This is a genomic window from Rhizocola hellebori, assembly GCF_016862955.1.
GTDB lineage: Bacteria > Actinomycetota > Actinomycetes > Mycobacteriales > Micromonosporaceae > Rhizocola > Rhizocola hellebori.
The window spans coordinates 19,456-37,093 of sequence record NZ_BONY01000001.1; the positions used below are offsets into that span (position 1 = coordinate 19,456).

Below are 17,638 nucleotides of genomic sequence, written 5' to 3' on the forward strand. Positions count from 1 at the left end.
GTACGGCCCACGCGTTGTGGAGATGTTGTGGAGCCGCTGTCACGACAGTGCGATGACGTCGGTGAAGACGTGGCGCTCCCCGCCGGGCCAGCGCTCGCTTTCCTGGATGACCAGGCGAAACTCTGACGAGTGGGGTGCCGGGAGGCTGACCTTCCCGGTCCACATTGTCTTATTTCCGTCTTTGACCCAGGCCACGCCGGGGGTCAGCTGGGTGGTGCCGGCCGCCGACCAGCCCAGCTCCGCCGAGTCGATGCCAGGGTCGCGGCGCTCCACGGTCACCACCACGTTGCCGCCTCTCATTGAGCTGCTGTAGGTACCCAGATAGGAATGACCGACAACGGTCACGTCGACCTCGGTGGGGCTCGGATAGGCAAGGCTGACCCAGCGGTCGGGTGCGAGCTGAGCGAAGTCGGCCAGCCGCACCGGCGACATCTCTATCCCGGCCATCGAGTGAGGCTGGTATCGGCACAGGGCCAGCCGGATGAACGGGAAGTAGGCGCTGCCGGAGGCGAATTCGATGTCGCTGTAGTAAAGCTGACGCTGCCCGTCCCAGAGGGGCGTGAGCTGAACGACCCGCACCTGCTTGCTCGCCGGGGCCATCCCCGGCAGCTCAGCCAGCACCACCGGCCCGGACACGACCGGGTTGGACAGCACGTGGAAGGGTTGGGGAACTGGGGCCGGCAGCGAGCCGTCGGCGACCGCCGGATCGCCGGCCCAGGCGGTCACGTAGGGACGCAGGTGTTCGAGGATGCCCGGGGCGTTGGCGAAGACGACACCGAGCTTCTCGCCTTCGCCGCTGGAGTGCCAAGGCGGCGCGTAGTAGATCCGCAAGCCGTTGCCGCTGCGCCGGGAGAGCACCGCGCCCGGGAGATCGGGATCGCTCGATGGGGTCTGTGTCTGCCAGCCGAAGGTGGGCAGCACCTGCACCGGGACCGGCGCGGCCGGCCGGGAACGGGAGTTCACCCAGGTGGAGAGGGTGTCGCTGCGCGTGATGCTGGGCAGGAAGTCGACGTTGACCTGGCCCGAGATCGGGCTGCCCGGCTTGCGAGCGAGGGTGCCGGTCTCGTAGTTCACGACGTAGTCCTGATTCCTCACGAAGGTCGTGCCGCCATTGGGCGCAGTCACGATCTCCGAGTCTTCGGCGATGCCCCGCGAGTTGACGACGATCGGGGTCTCGCCGACCGGCGTCACCTCTTTGGCGGCTCGCTCGGTAAAGTATTCGGCGAAGCGGCTCTTGGCCCGGGTCCGGTAGGCGACCCAGTGCGCCTTGGTGTCGTGGAAGTCCGAGCGCACTCCCCCACCGGCCAATGTGGACAGATCCAGCTCTCCCTCGGGCTGTGCCGGATCGACCGGCACCTCCCCCAGATCGGCGCTCTTCGCTGTGATCTGGGTTTCCCACTTGGTGCCTGTCCACACGTCGGCGATGTCCGACCACGACGCCGTCATGTCCAGCGACACAGTGCTTTTGCGGCTGCACGCCACCTTCCAGGCAAGCGTCACGTGGTTCTGGCCTTGCTGGTGAACGATGTCGGCGCTGCCCAAGCTCGCGGGCGCCAGCAGCGGCTGCCGCACCGCGCAGATCAGGCGCAGCAACCGTTTCGGGGTGAGCATGGCGATCAGACCAGCCTTTGCCCAGTCCACGTAATAGCCGTAGGGGTCCGTCGCGCTCTTCTTGTGTTGAGGATTGCCCGCGGTGATTTCCTTGAACCAGCGCCAGATCTGCAGGTTGTCCAGATGGTCGGCGGACAGGCAAGAACTAAGCGGGAACTCGACCACGTCACCCTTGCCGAGCTTGAGCAGCAGCCCGTTCACGCCAGGCAGCGGCTCCGGAAGGCCGCTGCCCTCGATCAGTCTGATTTGGACACCCTTGACGGTTTGCCAGTTCTCCGAGTCCGCGGCGTAACCGAAGTCGATGGTGTGGAACCCGCTGAGCGACACGCCACGGGCGTAGACGTCCGGAAGCCATGGCACGTCGAGGTTGGTGTCGCTGGGATAGGTCTGCTGCGACAGCACCCCATTGGCGCGCTGCGCCAGGATCGGGTAGATATTGGGTTTGAAACCGGTGTCGGTGTCGAACATGCCCAGCTGCTCGGCGAAAAGCTGAGCTGCCTTGGGCGGCAACAGATGCCGCGCGCAGACCTGGGCGGGGTCGGGCGCGCTGTCGTATTCGGTGCGGATGACCAGATCGGTGATGGTCTCCCCCGGGGTCGGTGGCGCGCACATCACCACCTCCGGCGCTGGGACAGGCTCAGCCCGCGCATACCGGCCCACGCCTGTGGCGTAGGTGAAATCCGACGAGGTGTCGCCGCGCTGGAAGGGCACCCCCGCGCCGCCGAGGTAGCTGGCGAGCGCCCGGAGCCGGTAGTCGCGCCCGAATCTGAGCACCGGCAGCCCTTGCGACGCGGGCCGGGTGGTGACTTTGAGCTGCGGGTCGGTCGGCTTCTGCGGACCCGGGTCGGGATCGCCGAGCGGCTGTCCCGGCTCCAGCAGGGACAGCCCGGGGCGCGGCGCGGCCAGGTTCTCGCCGTGCCAGCGCGCGAGATACTCCGCCAGATACAGGTCGTCGGTGCCGTCGTTGACGCGCTGGGTCGTGGCCGCGGTGACCGCGCCCTCTTCACGCAACGTGCTGTCCTTCGCCGGGACATACGCGCCTGGTGTGTCGCCCAGGGCCAGGAAGTGGTACATGACATCGCGTTCGCAGAGCGAGAACCAGCGCTGGGCGGCCACGTCATAGGCCTGCCAGCGCAGCCCGTGCAGCAGCGAGGCGGCGTTGAGCACCACGTTGCCGCCGCCGACGATGGTGGCGTTGTCCTGCTTGGCCTGGCCGAATTTGGTGTTGTAGAGCCAGGCGTTGCCCTTTCTCGCCACGGCCAGCCCGGCCGAACGCAGTGACGGCAGGAACTGCTCGTCGCCGGTCTGCACGTGTTTCATGTTGTCGGCGAACTGGCGCAGCTTGATGGCCGCGCCGTCGACGTCGATCGTCACCACGGAGAAAGCCGCGCCCGATAGGGCCAGCCGGTTGTCGGCAATGTCCCCGGCCGCCTTCGGCCAGAACGAGCCCGTGCCGAAGGTGGCGGCCGTGGTCGGGGTGAGATGACCGGCGCTGGGCGGCACCACTTTCACGGTGGTGTCTCCGGGCAGGAGGCTTCCCACCGGTACCAAGAAATCCAGAACCAGACCAAGGTGCCGTTGCAGAATCGGGTACTCCATGAGCAGCGACACCACCTGGTGGAAGTCAAGCGTGTCGTCGGCGAAGGCCTTCTGCGGCACGGCTTGCGCGGCTGCGGGCGTCCAGTGGAAGCGAAGCACCTGAAGGAAATCGGTCAGCGGCTGCGGCGCGGCGGGCGGCAAAGCCCTCTTGCCGCCGGCATAGAGCCCGTTGACCGTGGCGAGAATCGTCCGCTCGCTGTTGCGCGGCAGCTGCAGATCGCGCACCAGGCTTCGATTCTCCGACCACGCCCGCCCGTGCGGGCCTTGGTCTTCGGGCCGCTCATTGGTCATGTCCGAGTAGAGCTTGCGGATCGCCTCGACGACATTGCCCACCGGGTACGACCGGATCAGCTTGCCGGTCAGGTCCGCCACCTTGAACGGCCGCACCAGCATGCTTCCCGGAAACAAGGCAGGCCAAAGATTTGGCTTCAACACCGTTTTGTCGGGTACCAGATTCGCGTGCGTAACCCCGCCAACCTGAAGGGACAGGGCGAAGGCGGGGGCCGCCACATACGCCGTCCACTGTGGCCAGTTGGCGTAAACGCCAAGGGTTTGATTGGTTTCGGGAAGGCTCGACAGCCGCGGTGAGACCACGCAGCGCACCTTCAGCTTGCCGGTCGCGGTGTCGATGCCGTTGGGGACCGCGGTCCACATCACGGTCTGCACGATGGCCATTGGTCTGCTCCTGAGGCGAAAATGTCGTTAGAAGGCTGCGGTGTCATACAGGTCGGCATACTGCGCCCACTGGGTGAGCGAGGTCATTTCGGCGAAGGTCTTGGGGGTGCTGCTCATGAGCGCCATGCCTTGGTTGTCGCCACCACCTGCGAAGGTCTTCTTGATAGGCCCGAGGGTCACCGAGGCGCTGAAGAACAGCACCTCGATCTCCACGGTCACCTTCGCCTCGCCGTAGCAGGACTCCGGGCTTTCGATATAGGTGAAGGCCAAATAGAACTCGATCGCCATCGAGACGATGCCGAGGATGTCCAGTTCCCCGTTGAGGCGCAGGTAGCCGGTGAGCCGGGCGCCGTCGTCGTTGCCGTCCCCGTCGTTGTCCCCGATGGCCAGGTAGATGCCGGCCATCGCGCTGATGCTGCCGCTGGCCACCCCGATGTCCAGGGCCAGCTTGGCCCCGAATTCGAGGGTCATCTCGAACAGCTCGAAGTCATCGAGCCCGAGCGTGACGGCGACCGAGCCGCCGCCGCCGAAACACATCACGGTCAGCACGAAGGGGCGGTTACGGTCGGCGAAGTTGAAGCGCATCCGCATCGGGCGGCCGTCGAAGAACAGGTCCACCCGAGCGCCGAAGCTGATGTTTTCCAGCAGCAGCACGCCGCACGGCACCGGCGGCAGGGTCAGGTTGTAGCCGGCCGCCACCCCGGACGGGCTGACATTGACGTAGCCGCCGTTGGCCGGTGCTTCACTGATGGACAGCCCTTGGGCCCCGCTGCCACCCATGAATTTGCGAAGCACGTTGACGAATTCGAGTGCCCCGACGAACACAACGTCATCGATGCTCACTTGAATGTCGGGTTTGCTGCCGGGCTTGGAAACGAAGCCGAACTTGTCGAACAGAATGTTCATCACCTTCAGCGGCCCGACCGCGGCCACGGTGAAGTTGGTCAGCTCGCCCGCCACCTGTCCGGCTTCGGCCCGCAGCATGAGCTTCGCGGGAGTGCCGTTCTTGTTGTCCAGGAACAGGTCCGGGATGCTGACCACGCCGGTCTCCCAGACGAGCGCGGTGTGCGGGCCGTCCGGTTCCTGGGTCGTCACCAGGCGCGGGATGGGGCTGAGCGCGGCGGTGGACATCGCCCCCGGGCCGGGAAAGTCGACCTCGGCAAGAATGTCGGTGAGGCTGATGCTGCCGAGCACCTTGGCACTGGTGACGTCGAAGAAGTCCAGCGGCTTGAATTTGGTCGGCACTATCGTGCCGATGTTCGGCGCGTCGATCGGTCCGGTGCTCGCCGAAAGCGCGCTGATCGCCATGTTCGGGGTGGCCACCCCGCCGGAAGCATTGGCGGCATAGGAGAGGCTCACCGGCGTCTTCAGCGCGGCGAAGACACGTCCCGGGTTCACCGCGCCGGAGTCGCCGTCGGAAATCCACTGTGGATGCAGCTTGATCTCCTGCGGCGATCCGGCCGCACCCCCACGGATGCGGTCCACCGCGTCGAGCCGCGCGGAGGCGGCCTTCAGGTACGGGGTGAAGTCCCAGGGGGCATGCTGTCCGGGCAGTGGCACGGCGGCCTCGAACACGTTCACGCCGAACTCGAACACCGTCAAGGGATACGTGGTCTCGCCCGGTTTACCTCCCCCGAACTTCGCCAGCGCCACCCGCTGGCCGCCCAGATCGGCCTGGCGTCGTGCTTGCAGCGGATCGCTTTCGTAGTAGTCCTTCAGGTAGTCCACGGTCGGTGACGCGCCGAAGGTTTCTGACACGTAGATCAGCGGCATCTGGAAACGGGTCTTCCGGCCCTCGTAGTCCTCGGCTTCCAGATCCCAGAGAAAGTCCGCCCAGTTGCTGGGCGCGCCCACCCGGGGCCAGAAGGCCTCCTTGCCGAAGTAGCCGCTGTTGTCGGGATACGGGACCTTGGTTTCCGGCTCGGCCCCGGCTTCGTAGGGCGCGAGATTCGGCGTCACCGGCGTCAGCACCCGGATCTTCTTGAACGGCAGGTCCCGCAAACCGTTGGGTGCGAAGGGAATGTCCCCGTCCTGGTAGGTGCGCACCCGCTCGCGTGGCACGATGAACTTCCGCTGGCGCAGCACCGCCATCGGTTTGCCGTTGACGATTTCGAACTTGCGCTCGGAGATCTTTATCAGGTCGACCCGGTGTCCGATTCCCCAGAGCCGCCCGGCATCGACGGTCATCACGAAATGGTCCCGGCCCATCGTGGCCAGGTGCACCCACTGCTTGAGGTCCACGCCGTCCGGGCGCACGTTCCAGATCTTGGATGCCTTCAGCCATGCGCCCAGCGAGCTGAGCGCAAGCTGGTCCACGTCGACCGGTTGCGGGACATAGTTCTGCCCGCCTGAGGACTGGTCCCATCGTGCGGTCAGCTTGACGAGCTTGTTGCGCTCAACCGGGGTCAGCGACGTGACACCCGGAGGGGTCGGGTCAATCGCGTTCGGGACATCCGGGTCAGGCGTCCAGACCACCCGCACCTTCGCGTCGTTGTCGAGCCTGGCGTGCCAAAGGGGATGACGATCCGCCGATCCCGTCGTCACCTCCATCGCGTGGCTCCACCCGGCGGTCTGACCCGGCGACAGCACCACCTTCCACGGCACCTCGATCGAGGTCTCGGTCGGCAGCGGCGCACGCACCGTCGCGTTGCCGATCGCGTGCGGGACGAGACTGGGCTGGAAATCCTTCCACGCCATGAGGGTGCCGAAGCTGTAGAGGATCGGCGTCGCCGGCGCCTTGAACGCCAGCCTGCTCGCACCGGCCAGCATCGACGCGATGGGAGCGGCGGTGACCGGCTCCGGCGGAGTCTCCTGATAGGCGTGCTCGGCCAGATGCTGCGGCCCGAAGTCGACGACGATGAAGGCGTCGATGGCGGGATCCACTTTGACCAGCCGTGCCGTTTGCCCATCGCCGGGGCCGGACTGGCCCTTCTTGAGCAGCTTGAGGTTGTAGAACTCAAGCCGCACCGAAAGCTGATCGGCGCGCCGGTAAATAGCTTTGGTGAAGGTGGGTGTCGGGCGCACGGTGAGCTTCGGGTTTCCGGCTACCGGCTCTGCGTCCCAGGGCAGAACGGTCTGCGCGTCCTCCAGCCCCAGCACGAGGCCGACGGCCCCGGCGAGCGCGCCCGCCCGCAGGATGGCCCGGCGGCTGACCTTCGGCTGCTCTCCCATGGTCGCTACCTCTTCCTAAGACTTGCGGGTCACGGTGTAGGCGCCGCTACCCAACTTGTTGATCAGGACGATCGCGCAGTAGCCGGGCGCGATGGCGGGGGCGGTCCACAGCAGCGTTTCCGTCCCGCCGGCGAGCGCGGGAGCCGTCGCGGAGGCGGCGCTGCGGCTGCGTACCCAGCTCGACGCTGAGGTGGTGGAGCAGAAGAGGAAAAGCTCGGCGTCCTGCCCCGCAGCCTGGGTGACCTCGATCTTCACCTGGGCGCTGGCGGCGACCGTGGTCTCCCAGATCGAGACCGGGACGGCCGAACTGCTCACCGACTGTCCGATCGCGACATTGCTGGAAGCCTGCACGAACCTGGCGTCGTACTGGCCGGACCCGGTGCTCGCGGAATAGCGGTAAACCTGCGGATAGTAGGTGCCCAATGGGTGCTTGCTCAGATTGGAGTCGATGACGATGAAGTCGGAAGCGGCGCTGCCGGCGGCACTGGTCACCAGCGGGCTGCCGGCCATGGCCTCGTCGGCGAAGAGCTTCAGGTCGTAGTCGGCTGTCGGCGCGGCGGCCTGCGGCGGCCGGATCGCCATCACCGACCAGTAGCGGGTCGTCGTCGAGTACCGGAAGTTGTGTGGTGGCAACGGAGTGCGCCGGACGACGGCCGCGCCGTTGCTCAGCGGGTCGCGCAACCCATAGTCGATGGTGTTCTGGTAGAGGGTGGCCAAAGCGTTGTCGCCGCTGAATCCGAGGTCGGCCAGAGCCCGATAGCGCTGACCGGGGGTCCACGAGTGAGTGAGCACCTTGCTCCACAGCGGAGTCGGGCCTTGGGCGAGCCGGTCCCACGGCGTCTCATTCGTGGCATCCGACAGATCGATCAGCGCGCCGGCCACCCGCGCTTCGACCGCGTCGCCGTAGCCCCAGCCGGGGGTCTCCCAGCCCGGCGTCTCCAGATTCTCGTGGAAGACCTGCGCACCGATCTGCCAGTCGAGCACCGGATCCGCGTAGACCTGAGTGGCGACCCAGTCGGCGAACCCCTCCGCCCACGCGCAGGACGCCGAGGTCACCTTGCCGATCAAGGTGCGATCGCCACACGCCGACGGGTCCGGGTAGTCGTCCTCGAAAATGTCATCCATGACGGCCTTGGCTGCCTCTCGTACGACCGAGTCGCGCCACTTGAAGTCCACGGCCGCCAGATGGACACGGTTGAGCGCGGAGTCGTAGAAGCCTCGCGTCGACGAGTCCGGCCGCCACTCGATGGCCACCTGGCGACATTTGCTGTAGTCGCTGGGCTGCTTGTCCGCGCTGTCCCAGCAGTCGTTGGCCTGTTGCGCTCCGGTCCACGCCCACAGCCGATCCACCGCGTTGAAGATTTGCAGCGCGCCGGCCTGCGGCGTGCCCGCGCCGGGCTTGGTCGCTCCATAGTGGACGGTTGTCCCCGCTGCCACGTTGGGCCACAAGGCAAGGCTGAACTGATAGGCCTGGACGTCGTCCACCCGCCAGAAGCCGTTCTCGGTGACCACGCGAACGTAGATGTCCAGGCCATTGTTGGCGCTGTCATCCAAGTCGTCTGTGGCCGAGCAGAGCAGGAACGCCCCAGAGGCCGCGGTCAGATTGGCGTCGAGCAGATCGTCGGCGGAGCTGCTGTCCTGATCCCAGAGCTGCACCTGCAGGTTCCCAAGCGCTACACCGGCCGCGCCACCGACCTCGTCGTGCGACAGCGTCCCATCGGCACACGTCTGCGCAACCATGGGCGCAACGGCTTGCTGGGCCACCACGCTGACCGGAAGCGTCGCGGGCCGGTGAACATGGTGCGCCGGGCCGGATCCCTCACCCAGGTCGCTGTTTTCCGTGGCCGTGGTCTGCGGCGTGACCGGCGTCGAGGTGACCGCCAGGCCCAACACCACCAGCAGGATCAGTCGTCGAAGCATGCCCGTAGCATCGGCGCGGGCACCGCGCCGCGGACAGAGCCACATTGGTCCGGTTTTCACGCGATAGCGGCCCTGTGCCGAGGCGATGTTGACCATGCTTGGTGGCGGCGGGCCGACCTGCGGCGTCGGGAGCGCTGCCAAACAGTCACGTCCGCGCCATAGTCACACCGAGCATGCGAGGCGTAGCGTTGGGTCTCCGGGCGTGCGCAAAGGTGAGGTGTACGGTGGTGATCAATCCCGTTCTGCAGCAAGCTACAGCGGCCCTACGTCGCGCAAACAGCCTTGAACAGGTCCATGAGGTGGTGTGCATGAGCGCCCGCCAGCTGGTGGAGGCCGACGGCGCCACCTTCGTGGCGCTGGACGGCGAGAAGTGCTTCTACGCCGACGAAGACTCGATCAGTCCGCTTTGGAAGGGCGAGCGTTTCCCCGTCGAGCACTGCATCGGCGGCTGGGCGATGACGCACCAGCAGACCGCGGTCGTCCCCGACATCCGCCTCGACGATCGCATCACCCAATCGTTCTACGCCCGCACCTTCGTGCGCAGTCTGGTCATGGTGCCGATCGACGTGCCGGCCCCGGTCAGCGCCGTCGGCGTCTACTGGTCTCGGGTGCGCCGGGCCACTGACGAGGAGGTCACCAGGCTGATCCGGCTGGCCGAGGCCGCCGGCCAAGCCCTGCACCGGATTGCGCCTCCTCGGGAGGGTTCATAGATCTCCAAGCCCCGATATGATCCGCGGCGTGACCCCGACCAAGCCCACGGCGCTGCTGGATACGGCTGCCGCCCACGCCACGGCGGCCGTGCCGATCGCGCGGCCCGACGACACCGCCGACATGGTTCTCAAAGCCATGCAGGGCAAGACTTTTGACTGCGCCTCGGTGATCGCGGTATGCAACGCCGATCGGCTGGCGGGCCTGGTCACCGTGGAAAGGCTGCTGGCGGCCGATCCGCAGACCCCGGTGCGCCGGATCATGGATGCCAAGCCGCCGAAGGTCTCGTCCGGCACAGACCAGGAGCATGCGGCCTGGCTGGCGGTTCAGCACGGCGAGCCGGGCCTGGCCGTCGTCGACGCGCGGGGCCGGTTCGTCGGCGTGATCCCGCCCCAGCAGCTGCTGCGGGTCCTGCTCGAGGAACACGACGAGGACATGGCCCGCCTCGGCGGCTACCTGCGCCGCAGTGCGATGGCGCGGGAGGCCAGCGAGGAGAACGTGCCCGCCCGGCTGTGGCACCGCCTGCCCTGGCTGGGCATTGGCCTGCTCGGCGTGCTGGGATCGGCGGGCTTGCTCGCCGCCTCCGAGGCGCGTCTGAGCGCCAACCTCGCGGTGGCCTTCTTCCTGCCGGGCATCGTCTACCTGGCGGCGGCGGTGGGCAACCAGACTCAGACCCTGGTGATCCGCGGGCTCTCGGTGGGCGTGGGCATCCGGCGCGTCGCCGGGCGGGAGGCGCTGACCGGTCTGCTGGTGGGCGCGCTGCTGGCGGTCGCCATGTATGGCGTCGTCGCCGTCGGCTGGCGTGACCTGACCCTGGCCACCGCGGTCGGCCTGGCCGTGGTCGCCGCCAGCACGGTGGCCACCCTGGTCGCGATGGCGCTGCCGTGGCTGCTGCAACGGGCCGGCAAGGACCCCGCCTTCGGTTCCGGCCCGGTCGCCACGATCATCCAGGATCTCATGTCCATATCCATTTATCTGGGTACCGTGACACTGCTGCTCTCCTAGGCTAGAGGCGATGCAGACGGGGGGCAGGTGATGGCGGAAGAGGCTGCGCAAAACCCACCCTCGAGCGCCCGCATGGAGCTCATCCTCACCGTGATCATGGCGTTCGCCGCGGTGGGCACGGCCTGGGCCGGTTTCCAGAGCACCAAGTGGAGCGGCGTGCAGGCCGACTCGTACGCGGTCGCCTCGGCCAAGCGCGTGCAGTCGACCCAGCAGGCGACCCTGGCCGGACAGCAGCGAATCGTAGACATAGTCAGCTTCACCCAGTGGCTCGATGCCCTCAACGAGGAAAGCGACGTCGACGAGTCCGGTCAGCTGACCAGCGCCTACCAGCCCACGAAGGACACCCTCTCCGGCTTCCTGTTCGAGCGTTTCCGGGCCGAGTTCGAGCCAGCGGTCTACGCCTGGCTCAAGACCGACCCGGTGAACAATCCCGATGCCCCGCCCACGCCCTTCGCCATGCCCGAATATCAGATCGCCGCACAAGCCGAGTCGGACCGGCTGGCCACGATGGCCGACGACGCCGTCGCGGAGGCCCGCGACGCCAACCAGCTGGCCGACAACTACGTGTTCGTGGCCGTCTTCTTCGCCCTCGTGCTCTTCTTCGCCGCGGTGGCCGGGCGCACCAACCGCCCGCTGGCCCGCAACCTGCTGCTGTGGCTGGCGGTGATCGGGGTGTTGGCGGCCACGATTCTCATGGCCACCTTCCCCATCGAGCTCTAGCGCAGATGCTGGACCCGCTCCAGACCGGGGTCATGCCCGACGTCGACGCCCGCCTGGCCCTCGGCCCATCGCGGCGCCAGCGCTTTGATCCGGTCGGCGGCATCGCTGTGTGAGTCGGCGTAGAAGTGCAGGGTGCGCCGGCCCTTGACGGTCTCGTGCGCGACCAGGGCCGCGTCTGCCCCGGCCGCCTCGGTCAGGCTGTCCTCCAACGCGCGCAACGCTTGCAGCGATTCGTCGGCCGGCAGACCCACCTCGGTCAGGCGCTGGTAGGGCAAGGTGACTGCGACATGCTGATCGAAGCGCGGCCACCGCGCCGAACGCAGCGGCTGGCTGACCAAAGCCATGTGCGGCAGACCATCACGCCCCTGCGCGCTCATCACCGCCCAGCTGTCATCGGCTGTTATGGCGTCCACCGCGTACCGAAGATCGCTGGGCGTGCGCGGCGCGAAGAGCGCGGCCGCGCTCCACTCGATCGTCCCCAGCCAGATCTCGACCTGCTCCTCGCCGAGCAGCCAGTCCAGTGACAGGAAGGAAACCTGGCCCTGCACCTCATCGGGCAGGTTCACGAATTCGGGATGGTGGCAGACCACGTTGACGCAGCGGCGGTCCTTTTCCACGGTGACGGCATAGACCATCTGCTCCATGTCCAGCATTGCCCCGCCGATGCCGAGCTTGCTGGAGAACACCGCCGGGCTGGCCGGGCGCGCCGCGTGGTATTCCCAGGTGCCGTCGGCGGGAGGCGCCGCCGCGAGCCATCGGTAGGCGGCCGCCCGCAGCTTCGGGTCACCGGCCGCGGTGACGACCAGGCCGTGGCTGGCGGCCGTGCCCTTGGTCAGCTCCCACGACAGGTCACGGTGGATCGCCGCCACGCGGGGGCTGATCGCCCGGGCCTGCTGCTCCGCTTTCCCGTTGGAGATCGACGCCGTGATCTCACCTCTGGCCTGGCTCCACCACTGCCAGAAGTCCGCGATCGCGCCAGCCTGCTGAGCCTTCGGATCGCTCTTGCGAAATAGCCCCATGGCCGCGCAGTATGCCACCGCCGCCGCGGTTTCGTTACCCGCCCGGCTCGGGTAGACAGTGCGCCATGGATCGCCACTTCGCCAAGGCCCTGCTCTTCGCGTGGAACAAGCCCGCCTTTCGGGAGGGGCTGCAGCACCTGATCGACCTCGACGAGGTGACCTCGCTGCTGGCGACCCTGGCCGGCGACTCCCCGCACGGCGAAGCGCAGCAGCGCGGGTTGCAGCTGCTGCGATCCGCGCTGGAAAGCGACGAGATCCGGCGGGCCGTGCTCCTGCTCATCGACGACGCTTCGATCAGAGAGGCGATCGGGCAGGGCCTGTTGGCGGAGATGGCGGACCGGCCCGGCTTGGCCGGCGCCGTTCGCTCCGCATTGGACGACCCCGCGGTGCGGCGGGAAATCCATGCGGCGCTTGAGTCCCCGCGGGTGCGCTCGATCATCTGGGCGGCCGCCGACAGCCAGCTGCGGGATCGAAAGTGGACACTTGCCCGGTACCTCATCGGGCTGATGCGCCACCGCAGCTTCCGCCGGCTGGTGCGCGGGGTCGCCCGGCACGGAGTGCTTCGCGAGGCGTGGCGTGATTGGCGCCGAAGCGATTCAGCGCGTAGACATTGAGTCATGACACCACTGGCCGTGACCGGATCGACCGGTCAGCTCGGCGGCAGGATCGCTCGCCGGCTCGCCGTCGCCGCACTGCCACAGCGCCTGCTGGTGCGCGACCCGTCCCGCGCACCGCAATTGGCGCAGGCGACCGTGATGAGGGCCGAGTACGCCGACCTGCAAGCCGTTCGCGATGCCCTAACCGGCGTGCGCACAGCGCTGATGGTCTCCGCGTCGGAAAGCCTCGATCGCGTGGAGCAGCACCGCACCTTCATCGACGCCGCGGCCGAGGCGGGGGTTCAGCATCTGGTGTACACCTCGTTCTACGGCGCGGCGCCCGACGCCACCTTCACCCTGGCGCGCGACCACTGGGCCACCGAGCAATACATCCGCGCCAGCGGTTTGGCCTTCACCTTCCTGCGCGACAATCTCTACGCCGACTTCCTGGCCTTCATGGTCGGCGAGGACGGCGTGATCCGCGGGCCGGCGGGCGGAGGCCGCGTGGCGGCCGTGGCACAGGACGACATCGCCGACGTGGCCACCGAGGTGTTACGCGCGCCCGATGCGCATGTGGGCCAGACCTACGACCTGACCGGGCCACAGGCGCTGACCCTCGCCGAGATCGCCGCCACCATCGCGGAGCACACCGGCCGCGCGGTCAGCTATCGGGCGGAAACGCTGGAGGAGGCCTACGCCTCGCGGGCTGGCTACGGCGCTCCGGATTGGCAGGTGGACGCCTGGGTCTCCACCTATACCGCGATCGCGGCCGGCGAGATGAGCGGGGTGAGCGACGCCGTCGCCCGGGTCACCGGGCATGCGCCGAGGTCGCTGGCTGAGCTGTTGAGAACGTCGCTGGCTGAGCACTTGAGAGCCCAGCCCGGCTCGTGAGGAAGGAAGGCCACGAGCCGGGCCAGGCCGGTTCCCAGTGGTTAAGGACTGGTACAGGTGAAGGCCGTCGGAAGCACGGTGCTGCCGTTGGGCCGGGTTGCCTGGAAGCCCCACGACGCGGTCTGTCCGGGCGCAAGCGTTCCGTTCCACGCCTGGTTCCGCTCGGTGATGTTCTGCCCGCTGATGGTCGCGGTCGTCGGCCACGAGCCGGTGTGCGAGTGGCCCGAAGGCAGCGTCACGGTCGACGTCCAGCCGTTCAGGGTGGTGCTGCCGGTGTTGGTGACCGTCATCTGCATGACGTAACCGTTGTTCCACTGGCTCTGCGGCACACCTGAGGTGGTGCACGCCGCGCCACCGCCACCACCGGTGGTGGTCGCGTTGACGATGCCCGAGTAGGCGGAGGTGCCGGCCGAGTTGCTGGCCCTGACCCGATAGCGGTACGTGGTGTTGGCGGCCAGGCCGGAATCGTTGAACGAAGCCGATCCCGACGTCCCGATCTGGCTGAAGGCGGTGCTCGTCGCACCGGTCGCCCGCTCGATCAGATAGCTGGTCACCGTTCCCGACGACGCGCTCCAGCTAAGCGACAGCGAGCTGGCGGTCACGTTGGAGGCAGTCGGATTGCCCGGGGTGCCGGGCGGCTGGGTGCCCGTCGACGTCGTGGTGACGTTGACGATGTTCGAATACCCCGAGTTTCCGGCCGAGTTGCTGGCCCTGACCCGATAGCGATACGTGGTGTTGGCGGCCAGGCCGGAATCGTTGAACGAGGTCGATCCCGACGTCCCGATCTGGCTGAAGCTGGTGCTGGAGGCACCGGTCGCCCGCTCGATCAGGTAGTTGGAGACCGTCCCTGACGAGGCACTCCAGTTGAGCGACAGCGAGCTGCCCGTCACGTTGGACGCCGACGGGGTGCCCGGGGTGCCGGGCGGCTGGGTCTGACCGCCGCCGATGGTGGCGGAGAACGAGTTGACCGCTAGGCCGACGCCGCCGATCCAGGGCTCGAATCCGGCTTGCATGCTGGTCAGGAACCAGGACGTGTTGCCGTACTGGGAGCCGCGGCTGAACGTGTCGAGAATGAAGTCCCGCGCGTTGAAGCTCAGGCTGGTGAGAGGCGAACCAGACACATAGGACACGACATTGTTCTGGCCGTTGTTCCCGGTCCAGACCGCCCAGCTGCGCCCGGCGAGGGTCACGGTGGCGGTCTGCGATCCGATCGGCTGGATGCTTCCTTGGCGATTCATCCAGATCATGATCTCGGTGTCCTGCACGCCGGTCACATTGGTGTCGGCGTTGAGCCAGATGTCGTACGCGGCGTCATAGGTCCCACTGCCGGGATAGCTGAGGGTGATGCTGCTGTTGGCGTTGCCCATTGTGCTGATCTGGGCAGGCAGCGGCGAGCCGGGGCTGCAATTGCTGTAGTGGCAGCCGAGGTAGATGGCCGGATAGGAAACCGGCGCGCCGGACAGGTTCCCCATGCCATCCTGTTGCGTGATGCTGAAGCCGTTACTCGTCGTGCTGATGCATTGCGGCGAGTTGCTTCCCCAGCGGTTGTTCATGATGACGTAGTTGCCGGCTGTGGTGGTGCCGAATTGCTCGCAGATCACGACCGCACTCGCCGGCTGGGCGGCCAGCAAACTTGCAGCGGAAGTGCCGATCGTGAGCAACACTGCTGCGACGATCGATGATGGTCGACGGCGTTTGCTCGTCGTGGTGTCCATAAATCGCTCCTTGGGCGTGGAGTGATCGGAAATGGGAGCAGGTACCTTACTTGGGAGCGTTCCCACGAGCAACCATAGGCCACCGTCGAACGGTCTGTAAACAGCAGGAAAAATCTTGAAACGGTTTGTCGAACCACACCCCGTCCACTCGACGAGTAGTTGAACACGTCGACAAGCAGACAGGGAGCAAGCCGATGAGCAAGGTTTACACCGGTGCGAGCATGTCGCTGGACGGCTACATTGCCGGCCCGGGCGAATCCGGCTTCGAGCACCTTTTCGAGTGGTACGGCAACGGCGAGGTGGTGATGCCCACCAAGATGCCCGACCTGACGTTCAAGCTGTCCCCGGTCAGCGCCAAGTATCTGCAGGCCCACCTGGCCCAGACCGGCTCGCTTATCGTGGGGCGCAAGCTTTTTGACGTCACCAAAGGCTGGGGCGGCGAGCATCCGATGGGCCGCACCGTGGTGGTGCTGACCCACAACCCGCCGCAGGGCTGGGCGGACAACCCCAACTTCGTCTTCGTCACCGAGGGCATCGAAGCCGCCGTCGACACGGCGAAACAGATCGCGGGCGACCGGATCGTCGGCGTCAACGGTGGTGTCATCGCCCGCCAGTGCCTCAACGCCGGCCTACTCGACGAGATCTGGGTCGACCTGATCCCGGTGCTGCTCGGCGGGGGGACACCCTTCTTCGACCAGCTGAGCGACGCCCCGGTTTCGCTGGACGGCCCGCTGTCGGTAGTGGAAGGCGACCGGGTCACCCACCTTCGCTACCGCGTGCGCAAGTAGCACGATGCCGCACAACGGGTTCGGGCTCGCCGAACCCGTTGTGCGGCAATGGTTCAGAGCACAGACATGCCGTAGACGCTCAGCGCCTCGGTCACCGGCTGGTAGAACGTCGTTCCCCCGACCCGGCAGTCGCCGCTTCCACCGGAGGTCAGCCCGAGCGCGATGCTCGCGTCGTAAAGCGGCCCACCGCTGTCGCCCGGCTCGGCGCAGACGTTGGTACGGATCATCCCGGTGACCGTGTCGCCGCCGACATAATGGACGGTGGCGTTCAGACCCGTCACTGTGCCGCTCTTGGTCCCGGTCGTGCTTCCGGTACGGCGCACCGGCTCCCCGACATAGGCGTCGCCCGCCGACACGATGTCCTGCGCGCCAGCGGTGCCGCTGACGGTGATCGAAGTGTTGGTGTAGGCCACGATGCCGTAATCGTTTCCAGGGAAACTGGTTCCGGTACGGTTGCCGAGCTTGGTGGCGTGGCCGCTGTCAGCGAACCACTCCGCCGCCTCGTTCGTGCAATGCCCCGCGGTGAGAAACGAATTCGCGCTTCCGCTGTGCACGTTGAACCCGAGCGAGCACCGGAACTGCCCGCCGTAGATGGCATCGCCACCGCCGATCAGGTCCCGGAAACTACCGGCCACGCGCTGGACACGGGCCGCCCCGGCGGCCTTCACCACGGCGGCGTTGACGGTGGCCCAGGCCGAACCGGTGACGGTGGAGTCGACGTCGACCACCACCTGGTTGGTGGCAATGTCGACCGACCACGCCGTCCCGGCCACACCCGGGTCGAGAGTGGTCACGACTCCGTTGAGCTGGCGCAGGCTGTGGCGCACCAGGCGGGTGGAGGCACCGGCCGCGCGGAACTCGTCCGCGGCGGCTCGGTCAATGACGTTGGCGATGAGGGTGCCGTTGGAGTCAAGGTAGTAGCCGGCGCTACGGCTGTCGTCATAGGAGGCCGCAAGCGTGGCGACACGGGTGAGCACTTCGGCCGAAGGCGCGGCCTGAGCCGGGGTGACCCAGAAGGCAGTGGCGGCGACGGCGGTGAGCACGGTGATGAACGGGCGAGCCGATCTGGTGGATAGCACGTCTTCCTCTCGGAGGTTGAGCGCGACCCCCGGGCGAGGTGCGCGCAGGAAAGCTTGACGTGCCTATTCTTCCGGGCATTTGCCCAGGTCAGCGGCCTTGCGTCAGCGACACTCCGAAGCAGACGATCATCTTTCCGGGCC

The 17,638-nt window shown here is 67.1% G+C and carries 12 protein-coding genes; 6 read left to right on the forward strand and 6 right to left on the reverse strand.

Annotation, left to right across the window (positions count from 1 at the left end):
- Positions 1-39: 39 nt before the first annotated feature.
- From Rhe02_RS00090 to Rhe02_RS00100, 3 genes are read right to left on the reverse strand one after another with little or no spacing between them, the layout of a single operon-like run.
- The gene (locus Rhe02_RS00090; protein ID WP_203905910.1) at positions 40-3,885 is read right to left on the reverse strand and encodes a hypothetical protein; all 3,846 of its coding nucleotides are present in this window, start codon (positions 3,883-3,885) and stop codon (positions 40-42) included.
- Between the two features lie 27 nt (positions 3,886-3,912).
- Positions 3,913-7,056, reverse strand: a complete 3,144-nt coding sequence (locus Rhe02_RS00095) for a hypothetical protein (RefSeq protein ID WP_203905911.1) — start codon at positions 7,054-7,056, stop codon at positions 3,913-3,915.
- Positions 7,057-7,071: 15 nt separating this feature from the next.
- Entirely contained in the window at positions 7,072-8,976 is a 1,905-nt protein-coding gene (locus Rhe02_RS00100; RefSeq protein WP_203905912.1) for a transthyretin-like family protein, read from the reverse strand.
- 173 nt (positions 8,977-9,149) lie between these two features.
- Between Rhe02_RS00100 and Rhe02_RS00105 the strand changes: the two genes are divergently transcribed.
- From Rhe02_RS00105 to Rhe02_RS00115, 3 genes are read left to right on the forward strand one after another with little or no spacing between them, the layout of a single operon-like run.
- Positions 9,150-9,686 (forward strand): GAF domain-containing protein, encoded by a 537-nt coding sequence (locus Rhe02_RS00105; protein ID WP_373320561.1) that lies wholly within the window; start codon positions 9,150-9,152, stop codon positions 9,684-9,686.
- Between the two features lie 28 nt (positions 9,687-9,714).
- On the forward strand, positions 9,715-10,689 hold the full coding sequence (locus Rhe02_RS00110; RefSeq protein ID WP_239123110.1) for a magnesium transporter: 975 nt from the start codon (positions 9,715-9,717) through the stop codon (positions 10,687-10,689).
- A gap of 30 nt (positions 10,690-10,719) precedes the next feature.
- Positions 10,720-11,409 carry a hypothetical protein gene (locus Rhe02_RS00115; RefSeq protein WP_203905915.1) on the forward strand — a complete coding sequence of 230 codons (690 nt, stop codon included), beginning with the start codon at positions 10,720-10,722 and terminating at the stop codon, positions 11,407-11,409.
- Here Rhe02_RS00115 and Rhe02_RS00120 read toward each other — a convergent pair.
- Complete coding sequence (locus Rhe02_RS00120) at positions 11,406-12,428, reverse strand: DUF695 domain-containing protein (protein ID WP_203905916.1); 1,023 nt, start codon at positions 12,426-12,428, stop codon at positions 11,406-11,408. The genes Rhe02_RS00115 and Rhe02_RS00120 overlap by 4 nt on opposite strands.
- Positions 12,429-12,493: 65 nt before the next feature.
- Here Rhe02_RS00120 and Rhe02_RS00125 point away from each other — a divergent pair, with 65 nt between their 5' ends.
- Positions 12,494-13,042, forward strand: coding sequence for a hypothetical protein (locus Rhe02_RS00125; RefSeq protein ID WP_203905917.1), 549 nt, complete (start codon positions 12,494-12,496; stop codon positions 13,040-13,042).
- 3 nt (positions 13,043-13,045) lie between these two features.
- Entirely contained in the window at positions 13,046-13,915 is an 870-nt protein-coding gene (locus Rhe02_RS00130) for an SDR family oxidoreductase (RefSeq protein ID WP_203905918.1), read from the forward strand.
- Between the two features lie 41 nt (positions 13,916-13,956).
- Here Rhe02_RS00130 and Rhe02_RS00135 read toward each other — a convergent pair whose 3' ends face one another.
- Positions 13,957-15,630: a GH12 family glycosyl hydrolase domain-containing protein gene (locus Rhe02_RS00135; RefSeq protein WP_203905919.1), complete on the reverse strand. Its 1,674-nt coding sequence runs from the start codon at positions 15,628-15,630 to the stop codon at positions 13,957-13,959.
- Positions 15,631-15,824: 194 nt separating this feature from the next.
- Between Rhe02_RS00135 and Rhe02_RS00140 the strand changes: the two genes are divergently transcribed.
- Positions 15,825-16,418 (forward strand): dihydrofolate reductase family protein, encoded by a 594-nt coding sequence (locus tag Rhe02_RS00140; RefSeq protein ID WP_203905920.1) that lies wholly within the window; start codon positions 15,825-15,827, stop codon positions 16,416-16,418.
- 53 nt (positions 16,419-16,471) lie between these two features.
- Here the strand turns inward: Rhe02_RS00140 and Rhe02_RS00145 are convergent, their stop codons facing one another.
- Entirely contained in the window at positions 16,472-17,497 is a 1,026-nt protein-coding gene (locus Rhe02_RS00145; protein WP_239123112.1) for a S1 family peptidase, read from the reverse strand.
- Positions 17,498-17,638: the final 141 nt, after the last annotated feature.